Source organism: Sphingobacterium sp. UBA7631, from assembly GCF_002483935.1.
GTDB lineage: Bacteria > Bacteroidota > Bacteroidia > Sphingobacteriales > Sphingobacteriaceae > Sphingobacterium > Sphingobacterium multivorum.
In genome coordinates this window covers 176,093-196,803 of sequence record NZ_DLIX01000007.1, presented here as the reverse complement: position 1 = coordinate 196,803, position 20,711 = coordinate 176,093, and the positions used below count along the sequence as shown (strand labels likewise).

Annotated in this window: 15 protein-coding genes; 8 read left to right on the top strand and 7 right to left on the bottom strand. The window is 41.4% G+C overall.

What is annotated here, in order from left to right; genetic code table 11:
• Positions 1-74: 74 nt before the first annotated feature.
• The gene (locus B3P16_RS12840) at positions 75-779 is read right to left on the bottom strand and encodes an NUDIX hydrolase (RefSeq protein WP_070570142.1); all 705 of its coding nucleotides are present in this window, start codon (positions 777-779) and stop codon (positions 75-77) included.
• 329 nt (positions 780-1,108) lie between these two features.
• Between B3P16_RS12840 and B3P16_RS12835 the strand changes: the two genes are divergently transcribed.
• From B3P16_RS12835 to B3P16_RS12800, 8 genes are all read left to right on the top strand, one after another.
• On the top strand, positions 1,109-2,797 hold the full coding sequence (locus B3P16_RS12835) for a ribulokinase (RefSeq protein WP_286843193.1): 1,689 nt from the start codon (positions 1,109-1,111) through the stop codon (positions 2,795-2,797).
• Positions 2,798-2,814: 17 nt separating this feature from the next.
• Positions 2,815-3,507, top strand: a complete 693-nt coding sequence (locus tag B3P16_RS12830; RefSeq protein WP_286843191.1) for an L-ribulose-5-phosphate 4-epimerase — start codon at positions 2,815-2,817, stop codon at positions 3,505-3,507.
• 37 nt (positions 3,508-3,544) lie between these two features.
• Positions 3,545-5,047 carry an L-arabinose isomerase gene (gene araA / locus B3P16_RS12825; protein WP_286843189.1) on the top strand — a complete coding sequence of 501 codons (1,503 nt, stop codon included), beginning with the start codon at positions 3,545-3,547 and terminating at the stop codon, positions 5,045-5,047.
• A 69-nt stretch (positions 5,048-5,116) separates the two neighbouring features.
• Positions 5,117-6,817 (top strand): sodium:solute symporter family transporter, encoded by a 1,701-nt coding sequence (locus B3P16_RS12820; RefSeq protein WP_112374965.1) that lies wholly within the window; start codon positions 5,117-5,119, stop codon positions 6,815-6,817.
• Positions 6,818-6,911: 94 nt separating this feature from the next.
• Positions 6,912-8,060, top strand: a complete 1,149-nt coding sequence (locus B3P16_RS12815) for an aldose epimerase family protein (protein ID WP_112374964.1) — start codon at positions 6,912-6,914, stop codon at positions 8,058-8,060.
• A 10-nt stretch (positions 8,061-8,070) separates the two neighbouring features.
• Positions 8,071-9,615, top strand: coding sequence for an alpha-N-arabinofuranosidase (locus B3P16_RS12810; RefSeq protein WP_236560294.1), 1,545 nt, complete (start codon positions 8,071-8,073; stop codon positions 9,613-9,615).
• 105 nt (positions 9,616-9,720) lie between these two features.
• On the top strand, positions 9,721-11,682 hold the full coding sequence (locus tag B3P16_RS12805) for an alpha-L-arabinofuranosidase C-terminal domain-containing protein (protein WP_286843187.1): 1,962 nt from the start codon (positions 9,721-9,723) through the stop codon (positions 11,680-11,682).
• A 1-nt stretch (position 11,683) separates the two neighbouring features.
• Positions 11,684-12,736, top strand: coding sequence for a glycoside hydrolase family 43 protein (locus B3P16_RS12800; RefSeq protein ID WP_286843185.1), 1,053 nt, complete (start codon positions 11,684-11,686; stop codon positions 12,734-12,736).
• 55 nt (positions 12,737-12,791) lie between these two features.
• Here B3P16_RS12800 and B3P16_RS12795 read toward each other — a convergent pair whose 3' ends face one another.
• From B3P16_RS12795 to B3P16_RS12770, 6 genes are all read right to left on the bottom strand, one after another.
• Positions 12,792-14,705: a DUF294 nucleotidyltransferase-like domain-containing protein gene (locus B3P16_RS12795; RefSeq protein WP_286843183.1), complete on the bottom strand. Its 1,914-nt coding sequence runs from the start codon at positions 14,703-14,705 to the stop codon at positions 12,792-12,794.
• 10 nt (positions 14,706-14,715) lie between these two features.
• A complete protein-coding gene (locus tag B3P16_RS12790) occupies positions 14,716-15,336 on the bottom strand; it encodes a 3'-5' exonuclease (protein WP_172462409.1) in 621 nt (206 codons plus the stop codon).
• Positions 15,337-15,514: 178 nt separating this feature from the next.
• Positions 15,515-16,087, bottom strand: coding sequence for a DUF4136 domain-containing protein (locus tag B3P16_RS12785; protein WP_046672038.1), 573 nt, complete (start codon positions 16,085-16,087; stop codon positions 15,515-15,517).
• Between the two features lie 284 nt (positions 16,088-16,371).
• On the bottom strand, positions 16,372-18,015 hold the full coding sequence (locus tag B3P16_RS12780) for an NAD+ synthase (RefSeq protein WP_286843181.1): 1,644 nt from the start codon (positions 18,013-18,015) through the stop codon (positions 16,372-16,374).
• A 1,149-nt stretch (positions 18,016-19,164) separates the two neighbouring features.
• Entirely contained in the window at positions 19,165-19,758 is a 594-nt protein-coding gene (locus tag B3P16_RS12775; protein ID WP_286843180.1) for an FKBP-type peptidyl-prolyl cis-trans isomerase, read from the bottom strand.
• A gap of 218 nt (positions 19,759-19,976) precedes the next feature.
• The gene (locus tag B3P16_RS12770; RefSeq protein WP_046672036.1) at positions 19,977-20,663 is read right to left on the bottom strand and encodes an FKBP-type peptidyl-prolyl cis-trans isomerase; all 687 of its coding nucleotides are present in this window, start codon (positions 20,661-20,663) and stop codon (positions 19,977-19,979) included.
• Between the last annotated feature and the right edge of the window lie 48 nt (positions 20,664-20,711).

The window sequence follows — 20,711 nt, the reverse complement described above, 5'->3', positions numbered from 1 at the left end:
ATAAGGAATTATTGAAAAAACGAAAATGTTAAGTGAAATATATTCCAATACATACCTGATTTTCCGTCACTTTATTATGATTCGATCGACCAACTTGGCAAATACCGTAAAAAGGACATGATCTTTTCCTTATAGATCGCCGTGTTTAGTTTGAAATAGTAGGCTCCTTTTTTTGAATTTTCCTTATCCTTTTCCTCCAGTTTGATGATGAGGTCTGAGGAAAGCAGTTTTCGGCTGAAATTCCGCTTGTCCAACTCAATATTGTAAACACCCTCATAAAGTGCTGCAATTTGGGGAATCGTGAATTTCTCGGGCAGCAGTTCAAATAATATCGGATACAAAGCCGCTTTCATGCGTAGACGGTGTTGTGCCGAAGCGATCATTTGATCATGATCGAAGATCAGTGTTGGGTGCTCCCGCAATGGAAACCATTGGGCTTCGTAATCGTCGCTTAGGATATGTTTATATTGCTGTGTGTCAATCAATGCAAAATAACAGATACTGACAACCCGGTCGCTAGGTTCCCGATTAGGTTCGCCGAATACACTACATTGCTCCATGTATACATTTTCAAGTCCTGTTAGCTGTTTGAGTACTCGGCTCGCGGCCTCTTCCGGACTTTCGTCGGATTGAACGAAACCACCCATCAGACTCCATTTATTTCTTTCTGGTTCGAAATCACGTTTAATTAAAAGTACTTCAAGGGATTCGCCGTTAAATCCAAATATGATGCAGTCTACTGCCAAAAGGATCCCTGAATCTTTTTTATAATATTCCATCGTCTATCGTTTTATCTTTTTATCTGACACCACCCCATTTATTCCACGAGCAAAACTATGTAAAAAAGTAAATAGCTAAAAATAAGTATAATAATTGTCTGATACATCCCTTTAAAAGGCATTTATACCCCTATATCAGGAATTCGGGTTAACCATAATTTGCTGCTATGAAGTTAGCTCTATTTTTTAAATATGAAAATTTTCTTTCATATTTAAAAAAATAAATGTTTATTTGACACTAATTATTTTCCATGGCTAACTTCGGAAGGGGGATAGTGGAAAGTAAGGCATTAGAGACAATTATAAGTTATAAACCAAATTCAGCAAAAATGAATAAATCGTATGTCATTGGGGTGGACTATGGAAGTGATTCGGTCCGTTCAGTATTGGTTGATGCTAACAATGGCGAGGAGATAGCTTCTTCTGTATTTTACTACCCGCGATGGAAAAGAGGGGCGTATTGTGATGCTGCTTTAAGTCAGTTTAGGCAACACCCGTTGGATTATATCGAAGGCTTGGAAGCGACAATTAAAGATTGCTTGCTCAAATCGGGAGTCGACAATATTGGCAAAGCTGTAAAAGCAATTTCCGTGGATACAACAGGATCTACTCCAGTTGCTGTCAACGCAGCCGGCGTTCCATTGGCGCTGTTGGACGAGTTTAAAGACAACCCCAATGCCATGTTTGTCTTATGGAAAGATCATACAGCCGTTAGAGAGGCCAAAGAAATTAACCTGCACAATCAAAATAGTTCGGTGGATTATCTGAAGTATGTAGGCGGTGTATACTCTTCGGAATGGTTCTGGGCCAAATTACTCCATGTATTTCGGGCTGATGAAAAGGTCCGTGCCGCCACCTATAGCTGGGTGGAGCATTGTGATTATATTCCTTTTCTATTGACTGGAGGAACACAGGTATCTGCTATGAAGCGTGGGGTTTGTTCAGCGGGTCATAAATCACTTTGGGCTGAAGAATTTGACGGCCTACCTCCAAATTCTTTCTTTTCGACACTTGACCCATTGTTGGATGGTTTGGTTGATCGCCTGTTTTCAGAAACATACACTGCTGATCAATCTGCAGGTCAGCTTTCGGAAAAATGGGCGCAACGATTAGGTCTTACAACATCAGTTGTTGTTGGTGTAGGTGCATTTGACTGCCACATGGGCGCAGTTGGAGGACAAATTGAACCCTATTATCTGAGTAAGGTGATGGGGACATCAACCTGTGATATGTTAGTTGCTCCAAAAGAAGAGGTACAGCATACGTTGGTTAGGGGAATCTGTGGTCAGGTAGACGGTTCCATTATACCGGGAATGATAGGTATGGAAGCTGGTCAGTCGGCATTTGGAGATGCTTACGCCTGGCTGAAACAGGTGTTGCTATGGCCAACGAAAAATTTGATACAAGATGTTGAAGAGATCGATGAACGAACGCGCGAACAATTGATCGCAGCGTTGGAAGAGAAACTATTGGTCAGTCTAAGTGAGCAGGCTGCGTTACTTCCCGTAACAGAAACATCTGAATTAGCTTTAGATTGGCTCAATGGCCGCCGAACTCCGGATGCGGATCAATCCTTGAAAGGGGCGATCACAGGCTTACACCTCGGAACAGATGCGCCGCGGATCTTCAGAGCGATTGTCGAAGCGACCTGTTTCGGTGCAAAGGCTATTGTTGACCGTTTCGTGGAGCAGGGTATTCCTGTAAAAGGCTTGATCGGTTTAGGCGGAGTTGCAAAAAAATCACCTTTTATTATGCAAATGATGGCCAATGTGATGAATATGCCTATTCGTATTCATAAAAGTGAACAGACTTGTGCCATTGGCGCAGCCATGTTTGCCGCAACAGCAGCTGGTTTATATAACCGGGTCGAGGATGCCATGAAGGCAATGGGGCAAGGTTTTGAACGGACTTATATCCCTGAGGAAAAATGGGTGTCCATTTATGCCGAGCGTTATGAACATTACAAAGCGCTGGGTGCTTTTGTCGAAGGAAAGGAATCGCTCGCCATTACTGTTTAACCATTCAAATTTTAATCATGTATAATTCAATTAAAGAAGAAGCCTACCATTGCAATATGCAATTGCCCCAGCTGGGATTGGTGCTTTTTACATTTGGAAATGTGAGTGTTGTTGACCGTCACCATGAAGTTTTTGCCATTAAACCCAGTGGGGTCCCTTATGAGGAGCTTACACCGGAACATATGGTGATTGTAGATTTTGATGGTCATGTGGTCGAGGGTAATCTTCGGCCATCATCAGATACGAAAACCCATGCCCTATTGTATAAACAGTGGAAAGAGATTGGCGGTATAACACATACACACTCCACCTATGCGACAGCATGGGCACAGGCACAGCGGGATATTCCCATTTTTGGAACAACACATGCCGATCATTTGACCGTCGATATTCCTTGTGCCCCACCAATGCACGATGAGATGATCGTCGGAAACTACGAACATGAAACGGGGTTTCAAATTATCAATCACTTTGTCGAAAATAAGCTGGACTATAAAGAAGTGGAAATGATTCTGGTTGGCAACCACGCGCCGTTTGCTTGGGGTAAAACCGGAATAAAGTCTGTCTATAACAGTGCGGTGTTGGAACAGGTGGCGAAAATGGCTTGGTTGACAGAACAGATCAACCCGAATGCACCTCGATTAAAGTCTGCGCTGGTCAAAAAGCATTATGAGCGGAAGCATGGGGCCAATGCCTATTATGGTCAATAATTTTAATAAAAAATCTATAGCAAAAACTACAATTTACATGAATATCAATTTAAAAGAGCTTGAAGTCTGGTTTGTCGTGGGAAGCCAAGACCTTTATGGTGAAGAGACCTTGCGACAAGTGGCCCTACATGCTGAAGAAATAGCCCATTATTTAGATACCCAAGCGGTGATTCCGGTAGCGGTAAAATATAAACCGATCGTAAAAAATACAGACGAGATTTATGCAACATTGGCAGCCGCCAATAGTGAAAAAAATTGTATTGGGGTCATTACTTGGATGCATACCTTTTCACCTGCAAAGATGTGGATCCGAGGATTAAAAGCGTTGCAAAAGCCATTGTTGCATCTGCATACGCAGTACAACCAGGATATCCCGTGGCATAGTATCGATATGGATTTTATGAACCTTAACCAAAGTGCGCATGGGGATCGTGAATTTGGACATATCGTTAGCCGCTTAAAAATAGCGCGTAAAGTCGTCACTGGCCATTGGCAAGATGCGGAAGTATTGGAACGGATTAATGTTTGGGCGCGTGCAGCCGCAGGCTGGCATGACTGGCAAGGAGCCAAATTTGCACGCTTTGGTGACAATATGCGTTATGTGGCTGTTACAGATGGCGATAAAGTGGAGGCAGAGGCGCAATTTGGTTTCGCTGTAAACACCTATGCCATTGGGGATCTAGTGGAGGTGATTAATGCGAGCACTGAAGCGGAAATCGCGGCATTATTAGCGGAGTACGAAGCGACTTATGAACTAGCCGAAAATGTGAAAGCTGGCGGTGAATATCGTGCTAACCTCATCGAAGCTGCTAAGATAGAAATTGGCCTACGGAAGTTTTTGGAACAAGGAGACTTTAAAGGTTTTACGGATACTTTTGAGGATCTGCATGGCATGGTACAACTTCCGGGCCTGGCGGTACAGCGTTTAATGGCTGAGGGTTATGGTTTTGCCGGTGAAGGGGATTGGAAGACGCCGGCTTTGGTGCGTGCTTGCAAAGTAATGGGAGCAGGATTACCGGGTACGACGGCATTTATGGAAGACTACACCTATCATTTTGATCCGCAGAATCCCATGGTACTTGGCTCACATATGTTGGAAGTGGACCCCGCATTGGCAATTGGAAAACCACGAATAGAAGTGCATCCACTAGGCATTGGCGGCAAGGCAGATCCTGCTCGCTTGGTTTTTAATGGCCAAAGTGGTGATGCATTGAATGCTTCTTTGGTCGATATGGGAACGCGTTTCCGTTTGATCGTGAACAAAGTACAAGGTGTTGCTGTAGAAGAAGAACTCCCTAAGCTTCCTGTCGCACGGGTGTTATGGAAACCGCTGCCCGACATGAAAACAGGTTGCAGTGCCTGGATTGTGGCTGGGGGTGCGCACCATACTGCCTACAGTTTGAGCTTAACACCCGAATACCTGGAAGATTTTGCACGTATGGCGGGTTTAGAATATGTATTGATCGACGAGGACACTACGGTAGCAAGACTCGAAGACCAATTGAAATGGAATGAACTCTATTATTTACTGGGTAAATAATAACCTAAGCCATTTATACCTGTTCTTCGCGGTATAAATGGCTTATTGATAATAACCAATTTGGGAAATATGGAAAAATTTGCAACGGTAGATTACATCATCTTCGTAATTTACTTCTTTATTGTAGCCGGCTATGGCTATTGGATTTATCGTAAAAAGACGAATAGTTTAAGCAGCAGCAAGGACTACTTTCTGGCGGAAGGATCACTGACCTGGTGGGCCATAGGCTCTTCATTGATCGCATCGAATATTTCTGCTGAACAGTTTATTGGCATGAGCGGCAATGGATTTGAGGTTGGTATTGCTGTAGCTGCTTACGAGCTCATTGCTGCGGTAGCGTTAATTATTGTTGCGGTTTGGTTTATTCCGGTCTATCTGAAAAACAAGATTTTCACGATGCCTCAGTTTTTGAACAACCGATACAATGAAACGACGAGTCTCATCATGGCAATCTTCTGGTTGTTTTTGTATGTTTTTGTCAATCTGACATCTATCCTGTATCTCGGGGCAATTGCCATTTCGAGTATGGCCGGAGGTGGCGACAGCTTCCACACCATTACAGTTGCTTTAGCCGTATTTGCCGTCATCATTACGCTGGGGGGAATGCGTGTTATTGGTTTTACAGATGTTATTCAGGTTGTTGTATTAATTATTGGCGGTATAGCGACGACGTATGTGGCATTGACCTTGGTCAGTGAACATTTTGGTTTGGGACAAGACGCCTTGGCTGGATTCAATAAATTGATGGAAGATTCGCCGGAGCATTTTAACCTATTTGTCGATAAACCAGGGCCAGGAGCTAGTCAGGAAGATATCAATAAGTATCTGATGCTGCCTGGAATAGGAATGTACCTTGCTGGAATCTGGATTGTCAACCTAAATTACTGGGGTTGTAATCAATACATCACACAACGCGCTTTGGGAGCCGATCTAAAGACTGCACGCACAGGGATTCTTTTTGCGGGATTTCTAAAATTGTTTATGCCAATTATCGTTATGCTTCCAGGGATAGCCGCTTATGTGCTATACAAAAATGGTGCGTTACAACACGAAATGGCTCCTGGAGGAGTGTTTCACGCCGATAATGCATATTCAGCGATATTGGGCTATCTGCCCAATGGAATGAAAGGGCTTGCGCTGGCGGCGCTTACAGCGGCTATTGTGGCCGGATTGGCCGGAAAGGCCAATAGTATCGCAACGATCTTTACATTGGATATCTTTAAAAAATACATCAATAAAGATGCGAGCGAAGCAAAAATGGTGTGGGTTGGAAAGATAACCATCGTGATCTCTATTCTACTTTCTGTTTTGTTTACCTGGAATGATGCGCTGGGCATCGGTGGTGCCGGCGGATTTACTTTTATCCAAAAATATACAGGCTTCATCAGCCCCGGTGTTTTTGCGATGTTTTTGCTAGGGATGTTTTGGAAAAGGACGACAGGTGCAGCCGCCATTACAGGCCTTGTTACGGGATTTGCGTTGTCTATATTTTTCAATGAGTTTGCAACAAAGGTTTTCGGACCAGAGACATGGATCTATACGGCATATCTCAACAAAGCGGGCGTTTATGAAATACCATTCCAGATATGTATGGGACTCGCATTTGTATTTACAATGATTGCTATGATTGCTGTGAGCTTATTTGGACCAAAGGTTAATCCAAAAGCTTTTGTATTGGATCGGTCGATGTTTAAAGTAGAACCATCCGTATTGGCATTAATTGTTGTGACTTTATTGTTGGTGACCGCTATCTACGTGCGTTTTTGGTAGAATGTTGCCATTTGAATAATTAAAAAATTATGAACCATTCCTAATGAAAATTAGGAAGCCTCCATCAGACCGATGGGGTAAAACTTAATTACAGATGAATAAGAAAATTATTATTGGTTTGTTGACTTGTGCTTCATTGGCCTATGGCTGCCAATCTTCATCAACTCAAAATAAGCAAGCAGCAACGATGGCTGATTCTACTTCCAGCCCTGCTTTCGACAGTCAGATTGATGGTAAAGAAGTTAAACTGTTCCAGCTCAAGAACGACAAACTCGCCATTACGTTGACAAATTATGGTGCACGTCTGGTGAGTTTAAAAGTCCCGGATAAGAACGGTAAAGCGACTGATGTGATTTTGGGCTATGATTCGGCCAAAGAATACAAGGATAACTATAATAATTTTTACGGCGCCATTGTAGGGCGTTATGGTAACCGGATCGGGAAAGCATCATTTAAACTGAATGGTGAGGTGTATACGTTGGAAAAGAATGATGGCGAGAACTCACTTCATGGCGGTACCAATGGCGTTTACAATAAGGTGTGGGATGTCGTTAGTAGCACTAATACATCAATCACATTAGCCTATACCTCACCTGATAAAGAAGCGGGGTATCCAGGAACGGTCAAGATGGAGGTTACCTACACCCTGGAGGACAATGGTGCTTTGGCCATAGCCTATCAGGCGACAACAGATAAAGAGACGGTCTTAAATCTGACCAACCATGCGTATTTTAACCTCAATGGAGCCGGAGATTCTTCTATTTTGGATCATGAACTTCAGATTGATGCAAAGGCAATTACCGAAGTTGATAATACCTTGATCCCAACAGGAAAGAGCTTGCCTGTCGCGGGCACCGCATTCGATTTTACCAAACCGACACGCATTGGCGCTCGTATTGAAGATCAAAATGCTCAACTGAAGATTGGAAAGGGCTATGACCATAATTTTGAACTCAACAAGAAGGATGGTTTCCAGAAGGTCGCACAGGTGTATGCTACCAAGACAGGTATTGAAATGGACATCTACACAACCGAACCAGGCTTGCAGTTTTACAGCGGTAATTTTATGAAGGATTCGGATCCTAAAGGGAAAGAGGGAAAAGTGTATCCATTCCGTTCTGCCTTCTGCTTGGAGACACAACATTTTCCAGATGCACCAAATCACCCCAGTTTTGCGTCAACGGTGTTAAAACCTGGCGAAAAATATAGTTCAAAGACAACCTATCAATTTAGTGTGAAATAATAAAATCGATATGATGAAGCTAAGATTAAAATTAGGCGTTGTTTTTACGCTGGCCACTGGATTACTGTATGGACAGAGTAGTGTAAGATTGGAAACACCACAGCAGGAGCAGATTATAAGTCGACATATCTATGGACATTTTGCCGAACATTTGGGACGCTGTATTTATGATGGATTTTATGTCGGTGAGAAAAATGATTCGATTCCCCATGCTGACGGCGTCCGGAAAGATATCATCGAAGCTCTTAAGAAGTTGAATATTCCCAATTTGCGTTGGCCAGGAGGATGTTTTGCCGATACGTATCATTGGAAGGATGGCGTTGGCCCCAAAGCCCAGCGTCCTGCTATCGTAAACAATTGGTGGGGCGGCGTGACAGAGGATAACTCTTTTGGTACACACGATTTTCTCAATATGTGTGAATTGTTGGGTGCAGAGCCTTATCTGGCGGGAAATGTGGGGAGCGGTGAGGTGCAGGAACTTGCCGACTGGGTTCAATATGTGAATTTTAAAGGCGAGAGCCCCATGTCGGATTGGCGACGAAAAAATGGTCGGCAAGAGCCTTGGAAGGTGAAATTCTGGGGCGTAGGAAATGAAGCCTGGGGCTGTGGCGGAAATATGACTGCCGATTACTATACAGACATCTACCGCAAATACGCCACGTTTATGTCGGACTGGACCAATGGAAGCGGTTTGTATCGAATCGCCTCGGGAGCCAATAGTGCCGATTATAATTGGACGGAGACTTTGATGAAGAAAATTCCAAGTGGTTTGATGAAAGGCATGGGACTTCATCACTATGCCGTGATCAACTGGGACGACAAAGGCTCTGCAACGCAATATTCGGAGGAGGAGTATTTTAAAACCATGAAATCAGCTTGGTTTATGAATGAGCTCGTGGAAAAGAATATCGCCATCATGGACAAATATGATCCGAAAGGACTGGTGGATCTGATCGTAGACGAATGGGGCGGCTGGTATGCGGTAGAACCTGGTACGAATCCGGGCTTTCTCTACCAACAAAATACCATGCGTGATGCCATGATTGCAGGAATGACACTCAATATCTTTAACAATCATGCTCGCCGGGTGAAGATGGCCAATCTTGCCCAAGCCGTGAATGTATTGCAAGCTGTTATCCTGACAGAAGGAAAGAATATGATTTTGACGCCGACTTATCATGTGATGGAAATGTATAAGGTACATCAGGATGCCAAGTTAATTCCTATTTCCCTTCAATCAACGGATTTTGAATTTAACCAAGAAAAAATTCCGGCCGTGTCGGTTTCAGCCTCTCAAGATCAGCAAGGTCGTACACATATCTCCTTAGTAAATATTGATCCGAAAAAGAATAATAAGGTAAAGGTAGATTTGGGTTCGGTGAAAGCTGGAAAAGTAACAGGTCGAATTCTTACCGCGGACAACCTACGCGATTATAATTCCTTTAAGAAACCCGCAACAATTGCACCTGTTGTGTACAATAAGGCAAAGGTTGTAAATGGTACCATTGAAGTGGACATTCCTGCATTTTCAGTTATTGTATTGGAATTAATATAACAGCTAATTTTGATAGGGTTGTCATGTCGTGTTACCCTATTTGTGCTGTTAAAGCTGGTGTAAAACCTGAAATAATAAATTATTGTTGAAAAAATAAATATAGGGATGAAAAGAGTACTGTCAACACTGTTACTGTTAGCGAGCTTGGGCTCTTCAGCATTGGCGCAGTCACCGATAACATTAAATGTTGCGTTGGATAAACCTACAGGCAACATATCGCCGCATATGTGGGGCGTCTTTTTTGAAGATATCAATCTTGGTGCCGATGGGGGGATCTATGCAGAATTGGTAAAGAATAGATCATTTGAGTTTGATCAGCCTTGGATGGGCTGGAAAAAGCTCGAAAATGGTCCTGAGGGAAGCTACCTGCTACTAAACGATGGCAAACGTAAAGGGAACAAACGTTATTTAAGGATACATAGTGCAGCTAACCTGAAATTAGGTCTACAAAATGAAGGCTTTAGAGGAATGGGAGTGAAAGCGGGTGCAGCATATGAGTTCTCAGTACAATACCAAAGTGCAGCTAAAGGAATGAAAATCCATGTTGAACTGCTCGATCAACAGAATAAAGTTATTGGAACAGCTGAACTTCCGCTTGAATCCGTCGGATCATGGTCTGAAGCTGCGGTCAAATTTCCTGCCAACCAAACGACAGATAAAGCCAAATTAAATGTGTGGTTTACAGGGACAGGTACGTTAGACGTCGATATGCTTTCGTTATTTCCAGTAGACACCTGGAAAGGTAGACCGAAGGGTTTACGTAAAGATATGGTTCAGATGCTTGCCGATATGAAACCCGGCTTTATCCGTTTTCCTGGCGGCTGTATTGTTGAAGGGAGAGATTTGGCCAATCGGTTTCAATGGAAAAAAACGGTTGGACCAATAACGGAAAGGGAATTGATTATCAACCGCTGGAATACCGAGTTTAGCCATCGTCTGACACCTGATTATTTTCAGACCTTCGGTTTAGGATTTTATGAATACTTTTTGCTGGCGGAAGATATTGGCGCATCTCCGGTGCCAATTCTCAATTGCGGTATGGCCTGCCAATTTAATACCGGTGAAGTGGTACCCTTAGATGAGTTAGATACATATGTTCAAGACGCTTTGGATCTGATTGAATTTGCTAACGGCACAACAGCTACAAAATGGGGAAAATTACGAGCGGATATGGGGCATCCTGAGCCTTTCCACCTTAGCATGTTGGGCGTTGGAAATGAAAATTGGGGCCCGCAATATATCGAGCGGTTAACCGTCTTCAAGAAAGCGTTAAACGAGAAACATCCGGAGATCAAAATTATCGCCAGTTCGGGTACCGATCCCGAAGGAGATCGTTTTGACTTCTTAGATGATAAACTGCGGACGATGAATATCGATATCATTGATGAACATTATTACCGCCCACCATCCTGGTTTCTGTCGAGCGCCAATCGTTATGATAATTACCCTAGAAATGGGGTGAAAATCTTCGCAGGGGAATACGCTTCGCATACCACACGACCAAACGGTCCTGGCAAAAGTACCTGGGAGGCGGCCCTCTCGGAAGCCGCTTTCATGACGGGCCTGGAACGAAATGGCGACGTAGTGGAAATGGCATCTTACGCGCCATTATTCGGTCATGTCGATGGCTGGCAGTGGTCACCTGATTTAATTTGGGTGGATAACTTGCAGGTATATGGAACACCGAGCTACCAAGTGCAAAAATTATATGCGACCAATAAAGGGACAAGCATTGTTCCGATCAAACGGGATGGTGAATTCGTAGCGGGCAAAGATAGCCTATATGCTTCTGCAGTATTTGATGCCGTTGCGCAACAGCTTATCGTGAAAGTCGTCAATTACAATAGTAAGCCGATGAAAGTGAACCTTGCCATAAATTCGAAGAAAAAGCCTGCTGCGACAGCAGAGAAAATCACCTTGGCCAACGCCAACTTAAACCAGAGTAACAGTATCGAGGAACCATTGAATATCCGTCCAAAGCAAAATACAATAACTTATAAGGGGAAGACAATTGTTGAAACATTTGAACCTTACTCCTTGACCTTGATAAAATTGACCGTAAAATAAGATGAATATCCGCATACTCTTTTTTACAACCCTGATGCTATTTGTGCATAACTTGTTTGCACAGGTGAAGGAATCGGATCTGGCTGCTTACCTCATGGTTTATTTTAAGGATGAAAGCCATGGTCTGTATGTTGCTGTCAGTCAGGATGGCTATTCTTTCACCGATATCAATAAAGGAAAACCGATCATTGCTGGCGATAGCATTGCACAGCAGAAAGGTATTCGCGATCCCTATATCATGCGTGGAAAAGATGGCTATTTTTATATGGTCATGACGGATTTACATATCTACGGACAAAAGCAAGGGTATAGAAATACGGAATGGGAGCGCGATGGCATAGCATTTGGATGGGGTAACAACCGCGGTATTGTCTTAATGAAATCGGCTGATTTAATTCAGTGGACCCATACGGAGCTATACTTGGAAAAAGCCTTTAAAGGCTGGGAAAATGTTGGCGCCTTTTGGGCTCCCGAACTCATCTATGATGATCGTACTGGTAAGATGATGATCTATTTTACCATGCGGTTTGGCAATGGACTGAATCAGCTCTACTATGCCTACTTAAATAAGGAGTTCACAGCATTTGAATCAGAACCACAGCTCTTGTTTCAATACCCCAAATCAAATAAAAATTACATCGATGGCGACATGACGAAAGTAGGTAATAAATACCATCTTTTTTATGTTGCCCATGATGGTGCTCCAGGCATTAAGCAAGCTGTTTCAGACTACCCGAATGGACCCTATCAGTATGATGATCGTTTCTATGACCCTGAGCCAGAAGCCTGTGAAGCTCCGAATGTGTGGAAAAGGATAGGGGAAGAAAAATGGGTGTTAATGTATGATATCTATGGGATATCACCACATAATTTTGGCTTCAGTGAAACCACAGATTTTAAAAATTTTGTTGATCTGGGACACTTTAATGCAGGTAAAATGAAATCTACTAATTTCACTTCGCCCAAACATGGTGCTGTCATCCCAATAACAAAGCAAGAGTTGCAGCGATTAGCAAAGCATTGGCAGTTTGATTTGTCTTTGCCAAAAAAATAGAAGCGCGTTAGCGCTGATCTTCGTACCTTATTGCCTTTGTATGGCAATAAGGTACTTAACCAAATAAATTGCTAGTGAATTTCAGCTTAATACCGAGTTGAAAATTATGGATTGTTTTGAAGATCTCTTTAATTGTCGCCTTTTCGATATTGGTTAAGCTATCGATAGGTACGTAATTGTTGGGCGCCAGTTTAGCGATACGGATCTGGTTGGCCTGATTTTTTAAACGGATCGACATCAGGTAATAATAGGATTGATTTAATTCCTCGTACTGTTCTTGTGTGAAGATGCCCAATTCAAGGAGCTGTTTTAACCTACCACCGGTATTTTCTTCATAAATTCTGTTTTGCAGTGCGTAAACCCGGACTAAGTCAACAATGGGTGTCATCGCTTTCTTGATATTGAAGACTTCAGAAGAACCTATTGTTTGCGTTTTTATTGCCTTGAAAAATGTGAGCGGCGGTTCATATTGCAGCGCATTCTTTGCAATGAACGTAAAAAAACGCTCGTTGGGTTTTTGTAGCTCAATATTGAGAAATTCTTTGAGTTGATCAATAATGCCCTGGTCACCATATAATCGCCTACAGTCGAAGAAGGTCGAAAATTTAATCGCATTCTCGGGGATACTCTCTTCAATCCATTTCTTGTAATTTTTCTTCCAATGCGACAGCGAATGTGTCCATTCGGGATTACTGGCCATATATCCACCGGTACAGTAGCTAAAACCGATGGTATTGAGATGATCCGACACGCGACTGGCAAAATTGAGAAAATACGCGCGTACGAGCTCCCGTTGTTCGTTTGCTTTATCTTCATAAATAATGGCGTTATCTTGGTCGGTCATTAGCGTTTGTTCTTTCCTTCCTTCGCTGCCCGTTACCATAAACACAAATTTTGCGGGTGGCTCGCCCATTTCCCCGATCACTTTTTCAATTACTTTAAGGGCAATACTGTCGGCAACGGTCGTGATGACCTGGTTCGCAATCTCGGCATTTACACCCCTACCGAGCAATTGGTGGATAATCTCGGGAACATTGTTCCATTTTTCACGCAATTCATCCAGCGTTTCGGCGAGTTTAACCGATTGAATGAATACGAGCGGAGACTGCCCTTGTTCACTCAATAGCCGATTTCGACTAAGGAAGCCGATATAATTGCCCCCTTTCTCAACAAGAAGGTACCTTGATTTCGTGCGGAACATCATTAGTACAGCCTCGTAAAGATAGGCTTGATCGGAAATACTGACAATGGGATTATCCATTACCTGCGCAATAGATCGCGTTGCCGGAATCTGCTGGGCCACGACATTGTCTCTTAAGGTAATATCGGTTGCATAGCCGAGAATCTGCTCCTCCTTTTTAATAAATATGCAGCTTACCTTGTGTTTCGCCATGGTCTGTGCAGCCTCAAAGATGGGGGTATCGGGTGTACAGGATACGATATCTTTATAGGTAATATGCTCAATTTTGCGCGAATAGAGTTGGTCTGCCGCAAAGTAGCTTTCCTCAAAGGAAGCTGGCGACTTCACAAAATGAGAAAACTCCTCATCTAACATTCTTTTTCCAAAGGAATTGGTGAAAAAATGGAAAAACTCTTCATTCGCATTACACAACTCAATAAAGTCTTTTCGGGGTAAACGATAAATAATTGTACCTTTTTTCGCAATAACAGACTTGAGTGCTTTTGTTCGGTTTAATAAGACTGATATTCCACCAAAACAATACGGCTTATGGTGTATTTCGACCAATCGTTTATTATCGGAAACATCCAGAAAGAACGTTTCATATTCACCTTCGAGGATTAAATCAACACCATCCATATCCGTAATGTTCTGCCGATAAACTAAGGTATCTTTGGAAAAACGATGTTCATTGAATCTGTCGACGATACTCAATTGTAGGGTTTCGGGCAGAATTTGAAATGGCTGAGTCGATTTCAGTAGGCGTGGTATAGCGTCGGGGTTTTTCATGGAAGTTACATTAACAGATGTTTTCGAATTCAGCTTGCTGATTTTGTATGTCCTGCTCGGATAATTCATCTTTTCGAATCATTTCAAAATAACATTTAGCGGTAATCTCGGCATCTTTTTCTGCATTATGCATTTCGGTCGCTGGACTCGAAAATAGCGTTTCATGTAGCGATGAAAGTGGAAGATGTACCATATTCGGATTCCGAACGTATTTTTTGCTATGCAACAAGGTGCAAAAATATGCTAAGTTATGAAATGGAATAGCCAAGTTGGATCGATAGAATTCGGCTGCTAATACCTGCAGGTCGAATGATAGAAAATGGCCGATTAACTGCGGCTTATATTTTTTGATGTCATGACTGAATTTCCGTAATACGTCTTTTTTCTTCTCACCATATTTCATTAGAAAAGGTGGTGTCAATCCATGAATCTGTTCGGATGCAGGGCTAATTGGTATTAACGGCTCGTAAATATATTTATTGGTTCGTTTAACTTCCTGTTGGTCTTCGTCATATATGATCCAGGCCAATTGTAAAATATGGGGCCAATTGTCACTGTCCATATAACTCTTGTTCCATTTTTTCGGTAAACCAGATGTTTCCGTATCTAAGAATAGCAAATATTTTTTCAATGAATTGTCGGTAATTAATAATTAAAAATAGTCAAAATTTGCCGAGGAAAGATGGTAAATCAGCTTATATTTTTGCTGTGGGAGCGCAGGGGGGCAATGATGCTATCTAATAATTCTAGTTACACTAAAAAGGCTGATTTATTTTGTAAACCAGCCTTTTTTAAAATGAGAATATCTCTTATTTCTTTATAGTTTTTACAGGAAATAGGTCAATAACACCTTTTGCAACCTTGCTGATGTTATTAATTGCCTTTTCAGGATTATCAACATCGCCAGAACCACGTGCCTGCCAGATTACTGCGTTTGTTTTGCGATCGATGGCTTCGATAATCAAATGGCCATATCGATAGCGTTCTTTTGCAACGGGGTAATAGCCGCCGCCATAGTAGTAAGGTGAAAACCATGGACGGTACCAGCCCCAGGGACCACCCCAGCCGTAATAACCGCCGCCACCATAAATTAAACGGCTTTTATTGTTGACAATGGTAATATACCGAAATAGTAGATCAGGATTATCTTTAGAATATTGCAGGCCCTTTGCCTCCAACGCCGTATTCGCGGCATCCAAGATATTGGCTTTGGCGATATCGTTGTCAAAATAAGACTTCGAAAGCGAGTCTACCGGAGGTAACCAAGCATAGGTCTTGAAAGGAGTAAAATCCATCTTTTCTACCCGAGTGGTATTGTATTGATAAGACGAACATGATGCGAGTGCAACGCAAAGCACCAAAAATAATAGAATCTTTTTCATCGTAGTAATTTATTTATCAACTGTGATGAATCTACCATGAGTATTTTGTCGGCGTATTGGACAACCACACTCATGATGGTTCATGGCCTATATGGAACTTATATTTATTTAACTAATTTGTTTTTATTCTTTATCCGCATACCTTTCAATTGTAAAAATAGTACAGTTGACGGTCTTTATGGCAATTGTTTTTTTACCGTCCGGGATGCTACCATCCTTTTAGGTTTTACAATCTATTACTTTAGACAAAAAACTATAAATATGGTTTAATCCGAATTGTAAAATTAATAAGGATATTTTGCCACCAACGGAATCTGTCTTCCTGGACCAAAAGCTTTTGGACTAACACGCAGGATAGGAGGAGCTTGAAAACGTTTGAATTCCGCATTATTAACCAATTTACATACCCTTTCTACTAACGATTTTTCAAAGCCCATTGCTACAACTTCAGATCCTGCTTTCTCATTTTCGATAAGCTCAAAAAGGATTTGATCCAATAAGTCGTATTCCGGTAAGGAGTCCGAATCTTTTTGATCTGGTCGAAGTTCCGCAGAAGGTGCCTTTTCAATGGTATTGATTGGAATGATCTCCCGTTCTCGATTGATATAGCGTGCTAAATCATAGGCTTTGGATTTGTAAACATCACCGATCACGGAGATGGAACCTGCCATATCACCATAGAGTGTGCCATATCCGACAGCAGCCTCACTTTTGTTGGATGTATTGAGTAAAATATTGCCGAATTTATTGGAAGCGGCCATCAGAATTACCGCACGCGCACGTGCTTGAATATTCTCTTCAGTCGTATCTGGCTGTAGCCCTTCAAAAAGAGGAGCTAAACTATGTTCGAAGGCATTGGCAATATCTTTTATCGGAACGATATAATGTTTACAGCCGGTATTGTTGACGAGATCCATCGCATCTTTTATCGAATGGTCGGAAGAGTAGACCGATGGCATCAGTATGGCTAACACATTATCGGCACCCAGAGCCTCACAGGCCAAGGCGGCGACTAAGGCCGAATCGAGCCCCCCGGACAGACCTAAAACCGCCTTTTTGAAACCAGATTTTTGAAAATAATCACGAAGGCCAAGGATCAGTGCATCATGTATAAGAGCCATCTCAGCTATAGACTCCTTTGAAGAAGCCGTGGTGGACGTTATATTTTGTTGATGGTAGGTGACAAATTGAAGGTCTTCTTCAAAGCTTTTTAGTTCTGCAATTTTTGTTCCTTCATTATTCAGGGCGATTGAGCGTCCATCAAAGATAATATCCATGTGAGCGCCAATTTGATTGACATAAATGAGCGGTCTACCAGCCTTTGCTACCTGTTGGCTGAGGACCTTGATCCGTTCATCAAAATGGGTATAGGAAAAAGGGGAGGCCGCAATGTTGATGAGGAGGTCTGGATTTTCATTTCTCAATTCCGCCATGGGATCACCAACGTAAGAATTGCCCCCGTCGTCATCATCCCACAAATCTTCGCAAATGGTTAAGGCGATTTTTACGCCGTTCAACTCGATACAATCAAAACGTCTGCTGGGCTCAAAATAACGATATTCATCAAATACATCATAATCGGGCAAAAGGCCTTTTTTAACAATGTTTCTGACTGCCCCATGCTCAATAAATACAGCAGTATTATAAAGCTCTTTGCCCTCAGGATCACTGTTTTTGACTGGTGCCCCAATGATACAGGCGATATCCTGACAATGGGCTGCGATTTGATGAATAGCTTCATCGCATTGACGTTTAAAGGCCTTACTTCGCAAAAGATCCTTGGCAGGGTAACCACCAATGGCGAGTTCGGCAAAAATAATAAGATCGGCCGTTGCTTCTTTGGCCTGTTGGATCGCGTTAATTATTTTTTTAGTATTTGCTTCAAAATTACCGATATGGTAATTCAATTGTGCTAAAGCTATTTTCATATGCTATTAATCGTCTAACTAAATAGGATACCAATTGATGTTGGATCTTCTCACAAATTTATTTCTTTTTTTTGATACTCTGCCCGCCCTTATGCGAATAAAAGTGCTAAGATTTTATTGCCTCTTTCGGCTCGCAAGCGGAGTGCGTGCACAGTGAGTCCACGTTGGGTCCACCTTTTAAACTGCTGTCATTGTAGATGCACGCTTTTTACAAGTTGGGAGCAAATCGACGTTAGGAATAACTTTTTTATATGCTATTTACAAGGAGCAGTATGGGAAATTGCAAATGAGCACCGATTGGTTATACAGCTCTTTGGCTGAAGATTTTGTTATTGAAAGTCGAAAGGTTAGTAGACTCCCTTTTAAGACACAAGGAGTGCTAAATTGTTTTAACATAATTTTAACAACGTTAAATGCTGTTAAATTTCTTGACATGAAAGCAGATCTGTAGTACCTTTGATATATCAAAAGAAACGAAAGATATTAAAAATAATATATAAAGAACTTTTCATAATTTAGGTTAATAATTGGTTAGGTAAAGCTCGGAGTTCCCCACTTCGAGCTTTTATTTTTTCTAAAATCCTGTTTCGAGTGGTGTTTCAATTTCCTCCTTGGTTTAATTAATTTAAAGTGTTGTTTTCGGATCATACCATTACCGCACAGCAGCGATCCTTTTGTTACTTAAGTATAGCGCCTTTCTTTTTTCTCTTTCATTTTTTCTACAGAAAAATTAGAATTAGATAGTGACGAAATTAACTCTTTAGACAGTGCTTATTCAGTGATCGTTCAGTGCTTGTTCAGTGATTGCTCAGTGAGCACTGAATTACTAGTGACTGATCACTGTTTAAAAATTGATTAAAAATTATTATTAGGTATAAGTAGGTATCAAGATATATCAGTATTAATATCGATCTTACTTTTGAGTTTTTGGATAATTTTGGAAACACTAAAACTATCGTCCAATAAACAGATCAATCCTTATTTCTTAGTTTGAAGAGATTGTGGGAGCATATTTCCCTGTAGAGAGGGGTCGATATGAGGCAATGATGCTGTGAAGGTTTATGTTGAAAACCTCTTTGAACTAAAAAGCTCCTAAAATGATCTCATTTTAGGAGCTTTTATGCTTTATTGCTTCAGAAGGGGCGATAATTATTTGATATCTGTAACTTCAATGACAAAATCCAATGGTGAGTTTGCCAGAATAGTTCCGACAGCCTGGTTTTGGTATCCATAAAGGGAAGGTGCCATGATGTGAATTTTACTGCCTTTTTGTAGACCTTTTTCGGTTAAGCCGCCCAATTTCATGTCACCGATTTTTTGTGGTGCAAATGCGAAGGTCCAAGCAGGAATAATGGTGCTATAAAATGGATATTGATACCCCGTGTTTGTGATGATTTCAAATTCTTTGGCCGTATCAGTTTTATCAAATACACTTCCACTCAATAACTTTCCAACATATTTTACAGTCGGTTTAAATTTTAAGTATTTACCATTTAATGTGTCAACCACTTTATATTCATAATTTCCGGTTCCTTCGGCAAGAATTTCATACCAAATTCCTGTTTCGCTATTGTATTGTGCAGCAGGATAATTTTGGCTAACGTAATTTTTAAGTGTTACAGAATCCGTTTTAAATTGTGCATTCGCATCATAAACAGGTGCATCGTCACTTTTGTTACAGCTTACAATAAGGAAAGCGATTGCTGCAATTCCCATGAATAGTGGTGATAACAGTTTTTTCATTGTATTTTTTTATTGGTTTTTCAAGGAAAAGCTATTTTCTTTATAAAAGTAGCTTTGCAAATGTATATTATTTTTTCTTCGTTAGAAGTTTTCACTGTAAGAATTAACATTTTGATACAGTAATTTACACTTCTGATCGTGGACTACGGCGGTGGTTGCTTACAAAAAAGCCATTCTCACGAGGAAAATGGCTTTGATGAATGCATTGTTTATGTTTCTTAGTTGGAAGTAGCAGCTCCAATAGTCAACAATTCAATCGTATATACGACAGGTGTATTTTTAGGTACTGTCACCTTCTCACTGCCTTTGGTATATTCAGTTTGATCAAACGTATAATATGAGGGGGCAATAAAAGTTATTTTATCTCCCTTTTGTAATCCTTTTGGAAGTAAACCGTGTGGATAGTAATCTCTTCCATCTTGTTTAATAGTAGGAGGTGTAAATGCTCTCATCCATGCAACATTATAGATACTGAATGCATTGTAGATATTGGTGTAATTTGCCGGCGTTCCTGTAGCGCTTTTGTCGAAAACAGTTCCGTCCATGAGCTCTCCTTTAAAGTTAAATGTTGCAGCAAATGGTGTAATCGCAGCACCACTATTTGTTAACGTGATACCATAGGTATACGGTGTAGCGGTCTCTTTGGCATATTCAATTTTGTACCACATTCCTTTTGAAAGCGAAGAGTCTGAACGCATAGCATCGTTACCCCATTTTTGCCTTGCGTAAGCTTCCAAAATTGGAGCTTGAATTTTGTATAGCGAGTCTTGTCTTGCTTTTTCTTTTTTTACCGCTTCTTCTTGTTGTTTGTAATAGGCATCCCAATCAAAATTATCTTTATTACAAGCCGTAAATAGAACTCCCAGACACAAAAACGCCATTAATAATTTCGTGATATTTTTCATAATTTCTTAAAGTGTGTATTAATTATAAAATCCAAAACGCAGGAATAA